Below are 18,484 nucleotides of genomic sequence, written 5' to 3' on the forward strand. Positions count from 1 at the left end.
GCTTTCTTTCGTTATATCGACTCAACATAAAACAGATAATCCGTTTAAGGAGTAATCTCATGAAGTTCGCAACCTTACCTAATGGGACATTAGATGGCCATTTAGTGGTGGTATCAAAAGATTTGAGCAAAGCAGTGGATGCTAGCGCGATTGCGCCTAATTTATTATCAGCGGTACAGAATTGGCACAAAAATGAGTCTGAGTTACAGGCTTTATATGAGCAGCTTAATGCTGGAAAACGACAAGATGCGTTTGATTTTGTTCCAAGTCGTTGTTGTGCGCCATTACCAAGAAGTCCTCAATGGTTGGACGCGTCTGCTTTTTTAAACCACGGTAAGCTGATGGAAGAAGCCTTTAATACTGATCCAATCGCTGATGCGGAAACTATTCCCGTTATGTACCAAGGCGCTAGCGATGATTTTCAAGGTCCTGCAGTCGATATTCCTATGCCCAAAGAAGCCGATGGCATCGACTTTGAAGGGGAGTTTGGCGTTGTGATGACGGAAGTGCCTATGTCGGCTTCTGTTGAAGAAGCTGTCAAAGCCATTCGTCTTATTGTGCAGATTAACGATTGGAGTCTGCGTGCTCTTGGTCCTCGCGAAATGAATTCTGGCTTTGGCTTTTTGCAGGCGAAACCGTCTTCCAGCTTTGCACCTGTGGCTGTCACACCGGATGAATTAGGGGAGGCATGGAAAAACGGTAGAGTGAATATGTCTTTGCATGTTACGTGGAATGGCCAGCGTTTTGGTGAGCCACACGGTAGTGAAATGAATTTTTCGTTTCCTGAGTTAATGGCGCATGCTGCTCGAAGTCGTAAATTAACCGCTGGTTGTATCTTGGGCTCAGGAACAGTTTCTAACAAGTCTCGAGATGCCGGTTCTGCTTGCATTGCTGAACGTCGAGTCATTGAAAAAATCGATCTTGGTGAAATCCAAACTCAGTTTATGAAGTTTGGTGACAGGATGCGAATGGAAGCGATGTTTGATGATGGTAGTGTAGGGCCGTTTGGTGTCATTGAACAAAAAGTAGTGGCTAATTTAGTGAAATCTCAATAATACAAGTCAATGTAGCGGAAAGTGAAAGAAGAAAGAAAAGGCGATTTATCTGCATAAATCGCCTTTTATTTTCTAAGTAAGTAAGTCAGTTAATCAAAAATAGCGACGGCACGAATAAAGCCAGCGGAACCATTTTTGATCTTATAGGGGAAGCAAGACACCATAAAACCATCAGCTGGTAGGCTTTCTAAGTTGGAAAGCTTTTCCATTTGTCCGTAACCAATATCACGTCCTGCTTTATGGCCCTCCCATATAATAGAAGCATCACCAGATTCAGCGAATTTTTCTCGAGTGTATTTGAATGGTGCGTCCCAACTCCACGCATCGGTTCCGACAACTCGAACACCGCGCTCTAACAAATACATGGTTGCTTCTCGTCCCATGCCTACGCCAGCTTCCAAATAGCCAGGCTCGCCATAAATGCTACCAGCGCGAGTATTTACCAACACAATATCCAAAGGCTCAAGTGTATGGTTAATACGTTTTAGCTCGGCTTCTACTTCTGCTGCCGTAATAATGTGACCATCAGGGAAGTTACGAAAGTCCAGTTTTACACCCGGCTGCAAGCACCAATCTAATGGCAATTCATCTATACCGTAGGCAGGTTTACCGCCGTCAGTGGTAGATGCGTAGTGCCAAGGTGCATCCATGTGTGTTCCGTTGTGCGCGCTCATGACCATTTTTTCGACGGCCCACGCTTCGTTTCCTGGCATGTCTTCTTTGTTTAAGCCTGGGAACATACTTGCCATTTCAGGCCAGCCTTCTTGATGATCTGTGTAATCTATTTTAGGTAAAAGTGGCGGTGGATCTGTGTATGGGTTGTTATCTAGGGCGACGGACAAATCGACAATTCGTCTTGTTTGGGATGGTTTCATTTAGTTACCTCTTTTTATTATTGTGCCTTTTATACATGGCAGTCGAATCAATCATAGAGAAAAGAAAGATTCAGTTTAAGTTGATAATAACCACATGACCTGTTGATGATATCAACTTGACTTTTGTTTGTTTAAATCCCAGAAGGCACTATTGGAATGGTCGGAAGAAAGAAAAATGGCGCTGATACTAAAGCGCCATTTTTAGTGTAATCCTTTAGTGAAGTATCTTGATTAGTCTATGTTTTACTTAGTAAGTTAAGCCAAAGTTGTAATCAAATAAGGTGTCTTCTTTTGGATATCCAGGTGCGTCTGGTGCATTGTCAATGACAGCTTTTAAGCTGTTCGGAAGAGCAAAAGGCATTTTGCCTTGTGGCGCAAAGCGTCCAGAAATAACGTCCATGAGCGCTTTGTTGTTGACTCCAAAACCAGCCAAAATAGCACCAGCGTTTTTCAAGCTACTTGCCTCATCAAGCACATAAGGGTTACGGAAATAAATGTTAAGAATGGTGTTTTCAGCACCGACTTCGTTCATTACGGCTTGAATTTCCTCTAGAGAAGGCGAGATTTTCCATGACTCCGACGCCGCCATGCTAGTAAAGGAAAGGTTGTTGACTTCCCATGGCACGGCCCCCCCAAATATCAACCCTAGTCCAAACATATCATCAACACATAAGCGGTTAACCTGTGGAAACATATTGCATGGGTCTTCTGACCCCCATGTTTTATTCGTTAATGGATTGATATGTTTTGGGTTATTGCCTGTCGCAGCATCTTTTGTGCGATAGCTACGCAACAGCGGGCTGGCGTTTTTTACTTCGACTCTTATTAGTGCATAGTCACTGCCTTTTGCACTGGGTCTTGGTAAGGCTTTGCCATTCTTGTCAGTTGGTTCACCATTCACAATTTTATAGCCGTAGGGCGCAATGTCTTTTGGTGCCATTCCTATGACATAAAGGTGAGCACCTTGTTTAAGCGGTAGCACTTTTGTATTGTCCGCTTGGGTCTTGTTTTGCAATAAGACAATGGACTTTTGCATAATGTCCATGGCTTTTTTCTGATGGCTTTCATTGCCAATGATGTGCTCAGCCGTACCGTCATTCACATAAGGGTTCTCAAATAGGCCTAAGTCAAACATAGGCGATAACAGACGTTTTGCGGATTCATTGATACGCGCTTCTGTCAGTAGCTTTTGATCGACCAAGTCGGTAATGGTTTTCGCATCGTGGAAGCCTGAAATAGTATCAGCTCCGGTTTGGATAGATTGTGCGACGCGTTCTGGAACGGTTTTGTCTTCCAGTCCCCATGCTCTGGCATCGACGATTCCGGTGTCGGTATTCACATAGCCTTTAAAGCCCATTTCGCCACGCAACAAGTCGGTAACAATTTGTTTAGAGAAAGATGAGCCCAATTGCTCGTACTTCACACCATTATGGGTAACGTCAATTGGGACGCCGTAGTAAGGCATGATGGAAGAAACACCGGCATCAATCGCTGCTTGAAAGGGCTTAAGGTGTTGTTCAAATTGACCAGCCGGGTAGACTTGATTTTTACCAAAGGAATAGTGGGGATCAAGTCCCATTTCTTGCGGCCCACCTCCGGGAAAATGCTTAAGCGTAAGGGCAATATTCGTATCTGGATTGACCGGCCCACCTTGTAGACCTTTTACCAATCCGGTCATGATGCTTGCATCTAGGTCGGCATTTTCAGTGAAGGTTTCGTGGAAACGGTGCCAGCGAGGTTCAGTGCCAAGGTCTGCCATGTAGCCATACATACCGCGCAAGCCAATGGAGCGCCATTCGCTTCCTATAACCTCTGAAAAGGTTTTGATTACTTCCATACCTTGTCCTGGGTGAAGGGCTTCTTCACCCAACACGGCGGCGGCTAAACCTGGTTCTTTTGGGAACTGGGTAAAGGCGCCTGCTGCTTCGTTAATGCCGACTTTCGGATCTTTATCGAAATGGTTTCGTGCATTGGACTTCTGTAAGACAGGGATACCCAAACGGCTATTTTCCGCCATTTCTTGGATTTGGTTCATATAATGAGCGGATTCTGCAGGCGTGAGTGATGAGCCTGCAAAAATGCCTCGATCGGGTCCGCATCGAGTGTCATTAGTGACCACGTTACGGAAAATGAAACGACGCATATTTTGGTTTTTTATGTAATGTTGCGCCGTATCCTGTGGCAAGCCTTCACAGCCGCTGTTGAGCGTATCAATCAACATTAAACCAGCTTTTTCTTGTAGCGTCATTTGCTTAACTAGGTTGTCTACACGAAGCGGAGTTGGTAGACGCCAATCTTCATATGGGTCAAGTTGACCGTTTTGATTGAGATCTTTAAATGATAAGCCATCAATAGATAATATTGGTTTTATTTTGCTTACCAAGTTGGCTTGCTTGGTTGTAACGTCTTCAGTGAAATTGCCTTGAGGGCTGGCGCTGCAGCCTGCCAGTAGTGCAATAGCACTGCTTAGGGTCAACAAACGCTCCACAGATCTTATTGTTTTTTTAGCCATATTATTCTCATTTTAATCATGCAATATAAAGAATTTTAGAATTCGTAGCTTACTTTGGCCATGACTGTTGTTCCATCAAAGTTGCTCGTTTTTCCATTACTATCTAGGTAAGGTGTATTGTCGCTTCTGCCGCGACGGAAAGAGGAATTTGGTCCACCTTTAAGACTGAGTTCAAGTCCAGGAACTGCGGTGGGGGTATAGAAAATCGCCCCACCAAATTCATACTCGTATAAATCTTGCCCTTCATATTCGAAGTTGAAACCATAACGAGCGATCATCCCCAGCTTTACTTCTTGACTGTATCGATGGAAGTAACTCATTAATATCACGTTTTCTTGATCGTTATAAAAGTCTTTACTTAAGCCACTCGCGAGATTGCTGTCTTCACCATATGAATTATTTGAAAGGCTGTTTTCAAATCGGCCTAAGCTGCTGTCTCTTTTCGCCGATACGTAAGCGTAACCGAGGGAGAAAATACCAGAGGATAAAAAGAAATCAGTCTTTATTTCTGCGATATAGGCATTGTCATCGAAGAAACGATTTCGATCAGATAGGGCTTTGTATTTGGATAGTGCATCGACATAAACTAGTTTTGCTGAGACTTTTTTTCCTGTCAGCTTTTTACTGTAACTAAAGGACTGACTTCTTAAGTAGTCTTGGCCTTCACCGATGTAGTACTGGAAAGATTGACCATCGTTGTTGTAATCAGCTGCTACGGTATAGATGAAATCTATTGGTTTATTGCTTTTTGTTAGTAACTCTTCTGTATCTGAGTCATTAGGTGAGCTGTACTCTGTTAAATAACCTGCTTTGAAATTCCAATTCTCTGAATCTACCTCTGTTGTAATACCATAATAGGCACTAGAAGTAACACTACCTTCACGTGATACCGCGCCAAAATTATTAAGTACACGAAGACCTTCATAAAAATTGACATTAATATTGTCATCTGTTGTGAACTTTTGTTTTAGAAATACTTCAGTGATTTTGTTAAAACCTTCAGCGCTCCTTTTACCTTTATCGTTTACTTTCACCTGAGCAATACTTTTGGCGAAAAATATATCACCATAGTCAATCGGCTCAACAGCAAGTAAGCCTATATTAAAACCATAGTGGTCATCCACATACACTGAATCAAAATTATACGAAGCAGATTGTACCCAGTTTAATATATCTGAATTTCCAGTTTTATCGTAACGTCCACTTTGGACATTATCATAAAAATTTATAAGACCAATCTTATGATCACTTTCTGTTAAAAAATCGATGGCATTGGCGTTAACACAAGTGATAGGCGATAAAATACATAATGCGATAGCTGTTTTTTTCATAGGTTTCTCTCTTATTATTTTTATATTTTTGCGTTTTTTTAAAACAGAGTACCCACATAAATTTAGTTCAATAAAGCAGCAAATTGATGCTTTATGTTCACTGTGACAGTAGCGGTTTGTGGGGCTGTTTCGTTTAGATTAATGCTGCATTAATCAGCATTCGCTAAGTCGAGATACTGGCTTGGGTTGTTGGTGTGCTTGTATAGAATGGTTGGCGTTTTTGCCATTGGCGGAAAAGTAGATTTATCATATTCACTCCAGATTATTATTTTTATCGTGGTTCAACTAGATTGCTTGGCTGCTCATAAATTTGACGGTTAAGCAAGTCATCACATCTGATGAAAATCATGGTAGTGAAAAAAAATATATTCTTTAAATGAATAATATTTCTATTAAGTATCTATGGTATCGATTTGACCATTGTGATAAATACAAGGCAGATTAAAAGGCAAGGAGTGTTATGTCACACCTTGTTGGCGCTTTTTAGTACGAAAAAGAGAATAAAAACAATGCATTTTCGAAAACTTGATCTGAATTTATTGGTGGCGTTAGATGCTCTGATCCGTAATCAGAATGTGAGTCTAGCAGCCGAAGAGTTACACCTAAGTCAATCGGCTATGAGTAGCTCATTGTCTCGATTGCGTCGATATTTTAACGATGATCTGTTAATTCAAACGGGGCGAAGAATGACGTTAAGCCCTTTAGCAGAGCAATTAGAGCAGCCAATTCGTGACATCTTGGTAAAAATAGACGCCTCTATAATGCTCAAGCCGGGTTTTGATCCAACTACTTCAGACCGAGAGTTTCGTATCTGCGTATCAGATTACATGCTTCATACGCTTATTCCTTATGTGATAGAGATGACTCAAGCGCAAGGTTGTACAGTGAAGTTGAACTTTTTGCCTCAGGTGAGTGATCCAAAGAAAGAGCTGGATCGTGGTGAGGCGGATTTGCTGATCATGCCAGATATTTTTTGTTCCGATTTTCACCTTAGTGAGCCTTTAATCACCGATGAATTTGCTTGTGTGGTTTGGGATCAAAGTGATCTGGGTAAAGATCAGATGACGCTGGAGAGCTTTATGTCGGCGGGGCATATTTGTATGCAACCGCCTAATTCCAATCCATCTTTTGAAACTCATGCTTATGAATCACAAGGTATTTCACGTCGGGTTGATGTGCGGACATTTAGTTTCTCCTGCATTCCAAATTTAATCATTGGTACTAATTTAATCGCCACTTTACAGAGGCGGTTGATCGATAAATCCATTACACAAGGGATGCCCTTAAAGTCCTTCGCTACTCCTGTAGCCTTGCCCACGTTGTGTGAAAGCATGCAATGGCACAAATATCAGAATGCTGATCTTGGTATTATTTGGTTACGGGAAGTATTTAAAGAAGCGGTTAGTCGGCTTTAAACTGATCGACTATAGCTGATGTGCGATGCAGAGATTGTCGAGAAAATGGGAGGGTGCAGTCTAACGAAGAGACGGCTTATACAGATGAAATATTTCCACTTTCTTCTTAACACTGGATGACGTCGTTCTGATGATTCAGTATCAGTAATACATGGTATTAATTTATTCGATATGTATCCATATTAAAAATACATTAGCATGGAAAGATAGATGGGGTGGATGGGATGAACAGATTGTTTTATGGTTTTTTCTCAAGGTTGTCACATCAATTTTAGAAAAAATAATGGAAAAAATGTTTTTTTATATATATTTTCTCACCCTGTTTTATTTATATTTTAGAAAGTAAGTGCTAATAGAATTCCGTTTTAAAGTCTTTCTAAATAAATTATTTATAATAGTGCTGTTATTTTTTATCTTAAAAATAACAGCACTATTATGGGGCAAAAGCCTTATCAGGTTTATAAATTTTTAATCTAATTTTCGAATGAGATAATGATATGAGAATTATAAAAATAATTAATCGAATCGTCTTGTCTGTTGTATTGTCTACTTTGTCAATAAATACCTTGGCTGAATCTCCTCGTGAACAATTAAAATTGGGCAAGGGGTGGAAATTTCTTTTTTCTGAAAAAGGAGATGAAGCAGTAGAGCCAATCTTGCAGGCTGATTATAACGATAGTGTATGGCAAACAGTTAGTGTTCCACATACTTGGAACAATGTAGGTTATTATCAAAATGACACGACGCCTCACATCAATACTGAAAATAATACCAACAAGCAATATGGCATAGGTTGGTATCGACTAAATTTCAATGTTTCCCCTACAAATAAAAAACAGCAAACATGGATAGAGTTTGATGCAGCAAGCCGAGTAGCTGAAGTGTGGCTGAATGGTGTGCGTCTTGGGCAACATCGTGGCGGTTTTACGCGTTTTCGTTTTGATGCGACTCAGGCCATTCTGGTAGGTCAGCCCAATATACTTGTTGTCAAAACAGATAATACTAAACCGACAGGGGAGTCATCGACGGCAGATACCTTGCCTATTGCAGGTGACTTCTTTGTGCATGGTGGCCTTTATCGCCCTGTTCGACTAGTGTTCACCGATTCAATGCATTTTGATATGTTGGATTATGGTGGTTCCGGTGTCTATGCGACTACGGATTTAAGTGAGTCGAAAAAGGCGCGCGTAACGGTGAGCGGTCGTGTAAGAAATGACACTAATCAGTCTAAAAATGTACAAATGATCTCCCAGCTTGTAGATGCCAAGGGAAAAATAGTGGCTAAGGCTGAGCAAGCATTTTCAATTGAATCTAAAGCATTGGTGACGATAGAGCAGAAATTAGTCGTTACTAATCCTATCTTATGGCAAGGGCTAGAAAACCCATATTTATATACGTTACGAACAGACATTGTAGGATCAAACAATAAGCTTCTTGATACCTTGGAGCAAAATTATGGGCTGCGTACTTTTGTCGTTTCGCCAGATGAGGGTTTTATCCTCAATGGTAAGCCTTTGCGCTTAAAAGGCGTCTCTTATCACCAAGATAAAGAGGGGCTTGGCTGGGCAGTGGCGCCAGAGGATGTTAAACAGGATGTGGATTTACTGGTGGAAATGGGGGCGAATACAATGCGCCTTGCTCACTACCCTCATGGTCAACCGGTGCACGATTTAGCTGACAAATATGGATTGATTTTGTGGGATGAAATTCCCTTAGTAACAAGTTGGACATATGGTGAAAAGTATCAAGTTGCGAATGATGGACTGATTCGAAATGCAGAATTGCAGTTAAAAGAAATGATCAAACAAAATTACAATCATCCATCAGTAGCCTTTTGGGGCGTGGCGAATGAAGTAGACTTTGGTGTGGTTGTTCCTGCTTTTCTGGGGGCTACTCGTGGCAATACTCCGGATCCTATTCCTGTTTTGCAGTCCTTGGCGGACATGGTAAAACAGCTAGACCCTAGTCGAGCCTCAACGCTTGCTAATTGCTGTGAAGCCAGGGAGGAAGTCAAAGACATCGACATTCCTAAAACATCACCAGTGGCGGATACTGTAGGACTTAATCGCTATTATGGCTGGTATTATGGGGATGCTGATGATCTTGGGGCACACCTAGATTCCTTACATGCGCAATATCCAAAAGTACCTATGTCGGTGAGTGAGTATGGTGCAGGTGGCGCAGTGTCTTTGCATACAGATAATTACTTAGGTGCTCCGGTCGACTCCCGAGGTCACAATCAACCTGAAGAATACATGTCTTATGTGCATGAGGAGAATTGGCGTGATATCGAAAGTAAGTCCTACCTGTTTGCAAGCTGGATCTGGAATGCGTTTGATTTTGCTACCACGGTGCGAACAGAAGGCGATTCACACGATATTAATACTAAAGGCTTGATTACCTACGATAGAGCGATAAAGAAAGACGCTTACTACTTTTATCAAGCCAATTGGGCGACTAAACCGATGGTGCATGTAACCTCAAGCCGATACGTACAGCGTCGCTATCAGGTGTCCGACGTTAAAGTTTACTCCAACCTTGATCGTACCGAATTGTGGTTGAATGGTAAGTCTTTGGGAGTTAAAACTGATTGCTCATTAAAGATTTGCGTGTGGCCAAATGTCAGCCTTAAGGCTGGTGATAATACAGTGGTTGCTAAAGGTGTTGGCAAACAATCATCGGTTCAGGATGAAACCCATTGGCATTTAAATGAGAGCCAGAGCAACAGCTACTTTATTGATGCTGGTGCGTTAGTTGCAGCATCAACACAAGAACATGCTTTTGGCTCAGATAACTTTTTTATTGGTGGTAAGGCGGCATCATTTGATAAATTAGGTGGCTGGGGGCGACCGCCAGTGAAGCCTGAGATTAATCAAACACGAGATCGTGATTTGGCAGCGAATTACCGTCGAGGGCGTTTTCATTATGAATTGCCACTAAGCAACGGTCGCTATAAAGTCGTCTTGCTGACGGTTGCTCCTTCGGATGCAGCAACATCGCGCTTTGTTGTTGAAGCAAATGGAAACAAAATTGTTGAAGTAGATGCGTCAACCGTAGAATCTGCTGCGAACCCAACCGCTGAGTACCACACTGCTGAAGTTGAAGTGGTAGACGGGCGGTTAAATCTTAAGTTTGCCCCAGTTCAAGGAGATGCATTTGTATCGGCTATCGAAGTTACGCCAATCTAATGTTTATGTAGAACAATAGAATGCAAAAACACCGAGGCATTGTCGTCACAATGTCTCGGCTTTTGTGCTTTTATCCTCTGAATGAACAAACGACCAAAGAAAAACGACGGGCTTATCTTGGCTTTGCTTCTCCTATGTCGATTGAATGATAAGACTCTATCAAGACATCAAGCATCGCAGCGGCAGCAATAGATAGGTGTGACCTTGGTTGGCAAATCACGCCGACGCGTCGGCGAATTTCCGGTTCTATGACTGGTCGGCAGGTGGCCCCTTGTTCTATGGCTTGTTGTCGGCACAACGCAGGGACAACAGCGACGCCCATGCCTTCGCTAACCATGCGGCCCACAGTGGCAAGTTGGTGAGCATCAAACGCTACATTGAGTTCTATGCCTGCCTTATGGAGCGTACTTTCAATCATGGTTCGAACACTGGAAGGGCGCTGCAAGGTGATGAAATCGTATTCCAGAAGTGCTTGCCAAGAAATAGTGTCTTGTTCTTCTAAAGGGTGATTCTTCGGTAAAATCGCGATGAACCTGTCTTCATAAAGGGGATAGAAAGACAAATCCACAAGATTGCTGGGTTCGAAGGAGATGCCTAATTCCACTTGGTTGTTACGCACCATTTCCACCACCACATCAGATAAGACATCATCTATGGCGACCTGAATATTGGGGTACGATGCATGATAATTACGAATCGCTTTTGGCAATAATGACGCTGCAAAAGAAGGCATAGAGGCGATAGTAATTTTGCCAAGTTGTAAGGCAAAGCGTTGTTTCATCTCGTCTTCGGCATTTTCCCATTGGGCCAACAATCGTCTCGCTATAGACACTAGAGCTTCGCCTTCTGGAGTTAAGGCGATATGACGTGTCGTACGAGTGAATAATTTCCCACCCAAATTGTCTTCTAGGCTTTTAATTGACAAGCTTAGGGCCGGTTGTGATAAGTGTAATTGCGTCGCTGCGCTGGCAAAACTCATGGACTCGGCGACAGCGAGAAAAGCTCGAACTTGTTTGACGTTCATTTAAGAATACTTCTATAGGATTATTGTTTTGAAAAATTTATTAATAAATAGAAAAAACAAATTTAATTAATTTATCTGCTTGGGTCAAACTGAAGGGAAATTAAGAATAAAAAACAGGAGAATAAAATGGCCGGTTTTGACAAAGTCGTCGCTTCTTATGAAGAAGCCATGATCGGGCTAGAAGATAATATGACGGTGCTTGCAGGTGGTTTTGGTCTGTGTGGTATCCCAGAAAACTTGATTGCTGAAATTAAACGCAAAGGCACAAAAGGTTTAACTGTTGTGTCGAATAACTGCGGTGTTGATGGTTTTGGCTTGGGCATTCTGCTGGAAGACAAGCAGGTGCGCAAAATGGTGTCGTCTTATGTGGGCGAAAATGCCTTGTTCGAAAAGCAATTATTGAATGGCGAATTAGAAGTTGAGCTCACTCCACAAGGTACGCTGGCTGAAAAAATGCGTGCTGGTGGTGCTGGAATCCCCGCTTTTTACACCGCTACTGGTGTCGGTACGCCTGTTGCGGAAGGCAAGGAAACCAAAGAGTTTAATGGCAGAGAGTACTTACTAGAAGAGTCTATCGTCGGCGACTTCGCTATTGTAAAAGGCTGGAAAGCAGACCGTTACGGCAATGTTATTTATCGCCACACTGCACAGAACTTCAATCCTTTGGCCGCAACCGCCGGCAAAATTACCGTTGTAGAAGTCGAAGAGATCGTTGAAGTCGGCGAGCTTGACCCCGCACAAATTCATACCCCAGGCATTTATGTTAATCGAGTTGTTCTTGGAACATTCGAAAAACGCATCGAAAAAAGAACGGTCAAGTCAACAGAATAAGAAAAAGAGGTTCTAATATGTCACTTACTAGAGAGCAAATGGCACAACGTGTTGCTCAAGAGCTACAAGACGGATTTTACGTCAATCTTGGCATTGGCATTCCTACCTTAGTCGCCAATTACATTCCAAAAGGCATGGAAGTCATGTTGCAGTCTGAGAATGGCTTGCTGGGCATGGGGGAGTTTCCTACGGAAGCAACCATTGATGCCGATATGATAAACGCCGGCAAACAAACGGTGACCACAGTCAAAGGTGCGTCGATTTTTTCCTCGGCAGAATCGTTTGCCATGATCCGAGGTGGCCATGTGGATTTGACCGTATTGGGTGCTTTTGAGGTCGATGTGAATGGCAATATTGCATCTTGGATGATCCCCAAAAAGCTGATTAAAGGCATGGGCGGTGCGATGGATTTAGTGGCAGGTGCCGAGAACATTATCGTCACAATGACTCATGCTTCCAAAGATGGTGAATCTAAACTCTTGTCTAATTGTTCCCTTCCATTAACTGGCAAAGGTTGTATCAAAAAAGTCCTGACAGATTTAGCTTGGCTAGAAATTGAAGAGGGTGCTTTTGTGTTAAAAGAAAGAGCACCGGGTGTTTCGGTAGAAGAAATTATTGAAAAAACACAGGGTAAACTTATCGTGCCGGATCATGTGCCAGAAATGGCATTTGCTTAATAACAATTAAAGGGGTTTCTTATGAAAGCCGTCATCGTTGCAGCTGCCAGAACACCGATTGGTTCTTTTAACGGCGCTTTATCTTCGCTGAGTGCTGTGCAATTAGGTACTCAACTATTGTCTGGCATGCTAGCCAAACAACCTATTTTGAAAGATCACATTGAAGAAGTGATTTTAGGTCAAGTTCTGGCCGCAGGCTGTGGGCAAAACCCCGCTCGCCAAACCGCTGTTCATGCAGGGCTACCAAAACATGTGTCTTCCATGACGATTAATAAAGTCTGCGGCTCTGGCTTGAAAGCCGTGCAACTGGCAGCACAAGCTGTACTGAATGGTGATGCCAATATGGTGGTTGCCGGCGGGCAAGAAAGCATGAGTCAAGCAGCTCACGTATTACCCAATAGCCGATCAGGCAAAAAAATGGGCAACTGGGAGTTGTTGGACTCCATGGTGACCGATGGTCTGTGGGATGCGTTTAATGATTACCACATGGGACAAACAGCGGAAAATATTGCCAATCGTTGGGATATTAGCCGTGCAGAGCAAGATGCCTTTGCTGCAAGCTCTCAGCAAAAAGCGGCCGAAGCGCAAGCTGCAGGGCGTTTTATTGAAGAAATTTTGCCGATCTCCATTCCTCAGCGTAAAGGTGATCTTATTCTCGTCGATGCCGATGAGCAAATTCGTCCGGATACCACCGCAGAGTCCCTAACCAAGTTACGTCCTGCCTTTGCAAAAGAGGGCACTGTCACTGCTGGTAATGCATCTACCTTGAATGATGGTGCGGCCATGGTGATTGTGACATCGGATGTGGAAGCCAAACGTTTGGGCTTGCCGATTTTAGCCGTCATTGAAGCGGCAAGCGGCGCGGGTGTTGATCCTGAAATTATGGGGACTGGACCGATTGCTGCGACACAAAAAGTACTTAACAAAGCTAAGTGGCAAGTAGCTGATCTGGATCTTATCGAAGCGAACGAAGCTTTTGCTGTGCAGGCACTTTGTGTGAATAAAGAGCTTGGCTTAGATGCAGGCAAGGTAAATGTAAACGGTGGTGCGGTTGCCTTGGGACATCCGATTGGAGCGTCTGGTTGCCGAATTTTGGTGACATTGCTTCATGAAATGCAACGTCAAGATCTTAAAAAAGGCTTAGCGACCTTGTGTATTGGAGGCGGCATGGGCGTTGCCATGTTGGTGTCTCGCTAATAAGTCATATTAAAAAGAACGAATAAATAAACGTAATAAAGTGAGTTAGCAGAAAAGGATCTATTCTTTTCTGTTTTTGCTTTTGTCGTCCAATAAAAAATATAAAAAAACAGGATAAAACTGATGAATACTCTCGAACAAAAGCAAACGGGTTTACAAAAAGTAAGTCAATTCTTCGTTACCTTGTTACAGCGTTACCTTCCTGATCCTTTTATTTTCGCCATAGTTTTAACGTTTGCCGTGTTTTTATTGGTTATGCCGAGTACTGATCAAGGGCCAATGCAGGTAGTTAATGCGTGGGCAGGTGGTTTTTGGAACTTACTTAGCTTCTCTATGCAAATGGCGATGGTGGTTGTAACTGGCCATGCGATGGCGAGTGCGCCCGCATTTAAACGCAAGCTAGCTATGTTAGCAGACGTTGCGAAAACACCTGGGCAAGCGATTATCTTAGTAACGGCTATCAGTGCGATGGCGTGCTGGGTTAACTGGGGATTCGGTTTGGTGGTGGGAGCGATCTTCGCCAAAGAAATTGCGGCTCGTGTTCAAGGTGTCGATTACCGTTTATTAATAGCTTCTGCTTATAGTGGCTTTTTGTTCTGGCACGCTGGACTGTCTGGCTCTATTCCTCTGTCTATTGCGGGCGGTGCGAATATAGAAAAGGTCACGAATGGCGCCGTGACCGCTGCGATTCCAACCTCTGAGACAATTTTCTCAACGATGAACTTAACCATTTTGGCTGTGATGTTTGTCACTATCCCGTTATTAAATCGTTTGATGCACCCCGCACCACAGGATACGGTTACGATTGATGCAGAATTGTTAAAAGAGCAAAACGTCGAGACGCCAAATAAAGCAGACATGACACCAGCTGAGCGCCTTGAAAACAGTCGTGTTTTATCCGTGCTGTTAGGTGTGATGGGCTTTGCTTACGTGATTTACTATTTTGTGAATAACGGTTTCGCATTGAACCTGAATATAGTGAATTTTACCTTCTTGTTTTCCGCTGTTTTGCTTCATGGAACACCAAAAAGTTTGTTGAACTCGGTTTCTCAAGGAGCACGTAACTGTTCTGGTATTTTGCTGCAATTCCCATTCTACGCAGGGATTATGGGCATGATGACAGCAACGGGAGATTCTGGTGCGTCTTTGGCTGGTGTGATTTCACAGGCGTTTGTGTCTATTTCTAATGAAACGACTTTCCCTTTATTCACCTTTTTGAGCGCGGGTATTGTTAACTTCTTTGTGCCTTCTGGTGGCGGTCAATGGGCGGTACAAGCGCCAATAATGATGCCAGCAGGTGCTGCATTGGGTGTGGATGCGGCTAAAACCGCCATGGCGATTGCTTGGGGTGATGCATGGACAAATATGATTCAACCATTTTGGGCGTTGCCAGCACTGGCCATTGCAGGTCTTGGTGCAAAAGATGTGATGGGCTATTGCTTGATGGCTTTGATCGGCTCTGGTGTAATTATTTCGTTAGGTTTTTTGATTTTCTAATCTAGAACGCCAAACAGGGCGGTCACGGCTTAAAGGTTTTAGCCAAGTTCGCCCTGTTTTCCTATTTAGTGCACATAGTGAAATATTCTTGAAAATTATATGTAATCCTACCGCTTATTTCCTTAAAGTTATAACTCTTAGTCGTCCTCTCCAGCATAATTTCTCTTTATAATACTTACTAACTTAATAATTTGAAGACACAATGTGCGTACGTAGGCGGGGGGAGTTCTTATGCGACAGGGAATAGACGGAGACGATCAAAAAGGAGTGGTTAGAGGTAAAGGCGAAGTCGTTGAAAGTAGCCTGAATCTAGTTAAATATTCTTTAATTAGCTTGTCTCTCCTGTTTGGAGTGTCTGCGTATGCCAATGAGAGTTGGGTGTCTGCAACCTTAGATAATGATTTTTTTGTCAATGAAGATAATGGCTATACTAACGGTCTGTATGTAACCTTTTATGACGTCAATGAGTCTGGTAATGATTCACACTGGCCAGACTTCTGGGTCAAGCCGCTAATGTGGACTATGTCAGATGCTCCAGTAAAGACCTCGGCAAATGTTTATAGTGTTGGCCAAACCTTAAACACAGCTGAAGATCTAACGTTAGCAAATCCTCCCCAAGGCTCATTCCCATATTCTGCAATGATTAGTATCAATAATACTTATATCACGACACGTGATGATCATGCCGATCGTGTGAGTACGACTATTGGTATTGTCGGGCCATGGGCGTTAGGTAAAGAAACCCAGAAAGCCGTCCATAAAGTAATTAGCGCCCAAGACCCAAAAGGCTGGAATACTCAGCTTCATAATGAGTTGGTGTTTGAATTATCCAGAAGCCGAGTATGGCGCTCATGGGTTTCTGAAGCAGACACCATGGACGTACTAACCGGTTTTGATGTGAGTGCAGGGACACTGAAAAGTGCGACGAGTACAGGTGTTATGTTTCGCTATGGGCGTAATCTAGAAAGTTCATATGCCACCACGTTATTAGCCGAGAATCGCATGTCCAACCCAACGGCAATAGGTAATGGTTGGTTTGTCTACGCAGGTGTCAAAGTGGGCTATACTTTTAACCAAATTTTTACAGACGGTAATACCTTCCGAAATAGTCGGTCTATCGATTATGACCACAATTCAAGCGTATTATCCACCGGTGTGAGCTATGCATGGGATGACATTGCCATTGCCTTTGCCATTAACTCACCATTCACTATTAATGGCGATAAACATGATAGAGAAATTGATCGTTTTACTCGCTACGGAACAATGACTTTTGCTTGGCAGATTTAAAGAGAAGCGATTTGTTGATTGATTATAAAAAGAGCCTTCTCTGTTGATTCAGAGAAGGCTCTTTAGGTTTAAGCTAATTCAGCTAAATAGCGTTCCCACTCAGCGGTTCTGCCATAGTACTTGCTGTGTTCTAACCAAGTTAACTGGTCATTTCTTTCAATAATCATGGTTGGATAGCCACTGATTCTTAATTTCCCCATCAAGCGATGACTTTCCTCCACTTGATTCAGCATGCTCGCTTCAGAGTCGGCCATTTTTTCGTTCCAAGTAGCTTTATCTAATCCCATAGATACAGCCAGTTCTGCTAAGGCATCTAACTCGTCTAGATGCTTACCATCTTGATAGTGCGCTTTTTGAATGGCGGCGAGCATGACATGTGCTTCGATGCCCATTTCTTGACCAACAAGAAAGGCACGAGTTGTCGAGTAAGAATCCACGATAAAATCGCCTGCACCCGCCACTCTTGCTTTATATACATCGCCAAAGTGTACTTTTGTCATGGCCGCGATTTGACCATCTGCTTGCAAAATATGCTGCCTAAACGAAGGATCAATTGCCCGTTTCGGAATCATGCCACCAGGGTGATAAATGATCTCAAATTCCGGCATGTCGGCCAACACACTGATCAGAGATGATGCCCCGTAACACCAGCCACACATAGGGTCGAAGAAGTAATGAACTTTTACCATGACATTTCACCTTTATGGACTTTAGCTGCGATATCTAAGCTTAAAGCACCTTGAGCATCTGGATATTTTGCTGACATGGCTTTAATAAGTTCAGCACTGTTTTTGGTCTCTTTCTTCGCTTTCTGAAAGGCTGTGATGTAATTCAGCGAGTTTGAAATCGTACTTGAATCAAGTTCTGTACCTAGTGCCATGTGACCAGGAATAACAACCTTTGGTTTTAATGCCAACATTTCTTCTAATTGGGCAGTCCAGGCGGCTTGAGCGGCATCAGATTGCGCATCTGCCATCCATAGATGCATGTTTCCGTATACCGCTACGTTGCCTAAAATAGCTTTATTCTCTGGAATCCAAAGGTAAGGGCGATGTGCAAATGCACCTTCAGTGCCACGAATATCAATAGTATGGCCGTCTACCATCAAAGTAGGTTTATCGTAAGCCGTTGGAATAACTGGATTGACTGGTGCGTTGTTGCCCATTTTTGGTCCCCAAAAAGCTAATTTCCCCGCCAGCTTTTCTTCAATGACCTTTTTAACTGCAGGAGTCGTGATAATGTCGGCTTTTGGGAAAATGGTGTGCAGTGTCTCGGCACCAAAGTAATAATCAGGGTCTGCTTGGCTAATGAAAATAGTTTTTAGCTCTTTATTGGAATCGAGCACTTTGGCCGCAATACGCAATGCATCAGCTTTGGTAAAACCAGTATCGATAAGCATAGCTTCCGTTTCACCATATACCAAAGTAGAGGTCACATTAAAGCTATTAGCATCTGCATTATATACATCTAACATTAACGGTTTTGTGTCTGCTGCAACTGCAGAATGAGCGATAAGTGCAGAAGCAACGAAGGTAATCAGTTTTTTCATCTTTATCTCCAAAGAGTGATTGTGTAATTCATGTGGCCATCAT

The 18,484-nt window shown here is 42.9% G+C and carries 14 protein-coding genes; 8 read left to right on the forward strand and 6 right to left on the reverse strand.

Translation table 11 applies throughout. From position 1 onward, the window contains the following. The first annotated feature begins 59 nt into the window (after nt 1–59). On the forward strand, nt 60–1,055 hold the full coding sequence (locus AC2A4J_RS09215; protein WP_484175775.1) for a fumarylacetoacetate hydrolase family protein: 996 nt from the start codon (nt 60–62) through the stop codon (nt 1,053–1,055). Nucleotides 1,056–1,144: 89 nt separating this feature from the next. On the opposite strand, the gene AC2A4J_RS09220 is transcribed toward AC2A4J_RS09215, so the two are convergent. The 3 genes from AC2A4J_RS09220 to AC2A4J_RS09230 form a co-directional block, all read right to left on the reverse strand. Then, nucleotides 1,145–1,930, reverse strand: a complete 786-nt coding sequence (locus AC2A4J_RS09220; protein WP_484175776.1) for a cyclase family protein — start codon at nt 1,928–1,930, stop codon at nt 1,145–1,147. A gap of 247 nt (nt 1,931–2,177) precedes the next feature. Continuing rightward, nucleotides 2,178–4,442: a glycoside hydrolase family 3 protein gene (locus AC2A4J_RS09225; RefSeq protein ID WP_484175777.1), complete on the reverse strand. Its 2,265-nt coding sequence runs from the start codon at nt 4,440–4,442 to the stop codon at nt 2,178–2,180. A gap of 35 nt (nt 4,443–4,477) precedes the next feature. Next, a complete protein-coding gene (locus AC2A4J_RS09230; RefSeq protein ID WP_484175778.1) occupies nt 4,478–5,773 on the reverse strand; it encodes a hypothetical protein in 1,296 nt (431 codons plus the stop codon). Between the two features lie 509 nt (nt 5,774–6,282). On the opposite strand from AC2A4J_RS09230, the gene AC2A4J_RS09235 reads away from it, so the two are divergent. Both AC2A4J_RS09235 and AC2A4J_RS09240 read left to right on the forward strand, forming a co-directional pair. Then, entirely contained in the window at nt 6,283–7,188 is a 906-nt protein-coding gene (locus tag AC2A4J_RS09235) for a LysR family transcriptional regulator (protein ID WP_484175779.1), read from the forward strand. A 497-nt stretch (nt 7,189–7,685) separates the two neighbouring features. Continuing rightward, on the forward strand, nt 7,686–10,376 hold the full coding sequence (locus tag AC2A4J_RS09240; RefSeq protein WP_484175780.1) for a glycoside hydrolase family 2 protein: 2,691 nt from the start codon (nt 7,686–7,688) through the stop codon (nt 10,374–10,376). Nucleotides 10,377–10,488: 112 nt separating this feature from the next. Here the strand turns inward: AC2A4J_RS09240 and AC2A4J_RS09245 are convergent, their stop codons facing one another. Further along, a complete protein-coding gene (locus AC2A4J_RS09245; RefSeq protein ID WP_484175781.1) occupies nt 10,489–11,400 on the reverse strand; it encodes a LysR family transcriptional regulator in 912 nt (303 codons plus the stop codon). Between the two features lie 126 nt (nt 11,401–11,526). On the opposite strand from AC2A4J_RS09245, the gene AC2A4J_RS09250 reads away from it, so the two are divergent. The 5 genes from AC2A4J_RS09250 to AC2A4J_RS09270 all read left to right on the forward strand — a co-directional run bounded on the left by AC2A4J_RS09250 (nt 11,527) and on the right by AC2A4J_RS09270 (nt 16,892). Then, nucleotides 11,527–12,231, forward strand: coding sequence for a CoA transferase subunit A (locus tag AC2A4J_RS09250; RefSeq protein ID WP_484175782.1), 705 nt, complete (start codon nt 11,527–11,529; stop codon nt 12,229–12,231). Between the two features lie 17 nt (nt 12,232–12,248). After that, nucleotides 12,249–12,908: a CoA transferase subunit B gene (locus AC2A4J_RS09255; RefSeq protein WP_484175783.1), complete on the forward strand. Its 660-nt coding sequence runs from the start codon at nt 12,249–12,251 to the stop codon at nt 12,906–12,908. 21 nt (nt 12,909–12,929) lie between these two features. Further along, nucleotides 12,930–14,105, forward strand: coding sequence for an acetyl-CoA C-acetyltransferase (locus AC2A4J_RS09260; RefSeq protein ID WP_484175784.1), 1,176 nt, complete (start codon nt 12,930–12,932; stop codon nt 14,103–14,105). A 123-nt stretch (nt 14,106–14,228) separates the two neighbouring features. Further along, entirely contained in the window at nt 14,229–15,602 is a 1,374-nt protein-coding gene (locus AC2A4J_RS09265) for a short-chain fatty acid transporter (RefSeq protein WP_484175785.1), read from the forward strand. Between the two features lie 231 nt (nt 15,603–15,833). Next, nucleotides 15,834–16,892, forward strand: coding sequence for a lipid A deacylase LpxR family protein (locus AC2A4J_RS09270; protein ID WP_484175786.1), 1,059 nt, complete (start codon nt 15,834–15,836; stop codon nt 16,890–16,892). 68 nt (nt 16,893–16,960) lie between these two features. Here AC2A4J_RS09270 and AC2A4J_RS09275 read toward each other — a convergent pair whose 3' ends face one another. Together AC2A4J_RS09275 and AC2A4J_RS09280 are read right to left on the reverse strand one after the other, a co-directional pair. Then, nucleotides 16,961–17,581: a DsbA family protein gene (locus AC2A4J_RS09275; RefSeq protein ID WP_484175787.1), complete on the reverse strand. Its 621-nt coding sequence runs from the start codon at nt 17,579–17,581 to the stop codon at nt 16,961–16,963. After that, complete coding sequence (locus tag AC2A4J_RS09280; protein ID WP_484175788.1) at nt 17,575–18,441, reverse strand: MBL fold metallo-hydrolase; 867 nt, start codon at nt 18,439–18,441, stop codon at nt 17,575–17,577. Before AC2A4J_RS09280 ends, AC2A4J_RS09275 begins: the two co-directional genes overlap by 7 nt. Nucleotides 18,442–18,484: the final 43 nt, after the last annotated feature.

This window comes from Marinomonas sp. ATLA20, assembly GCF_057180105.1.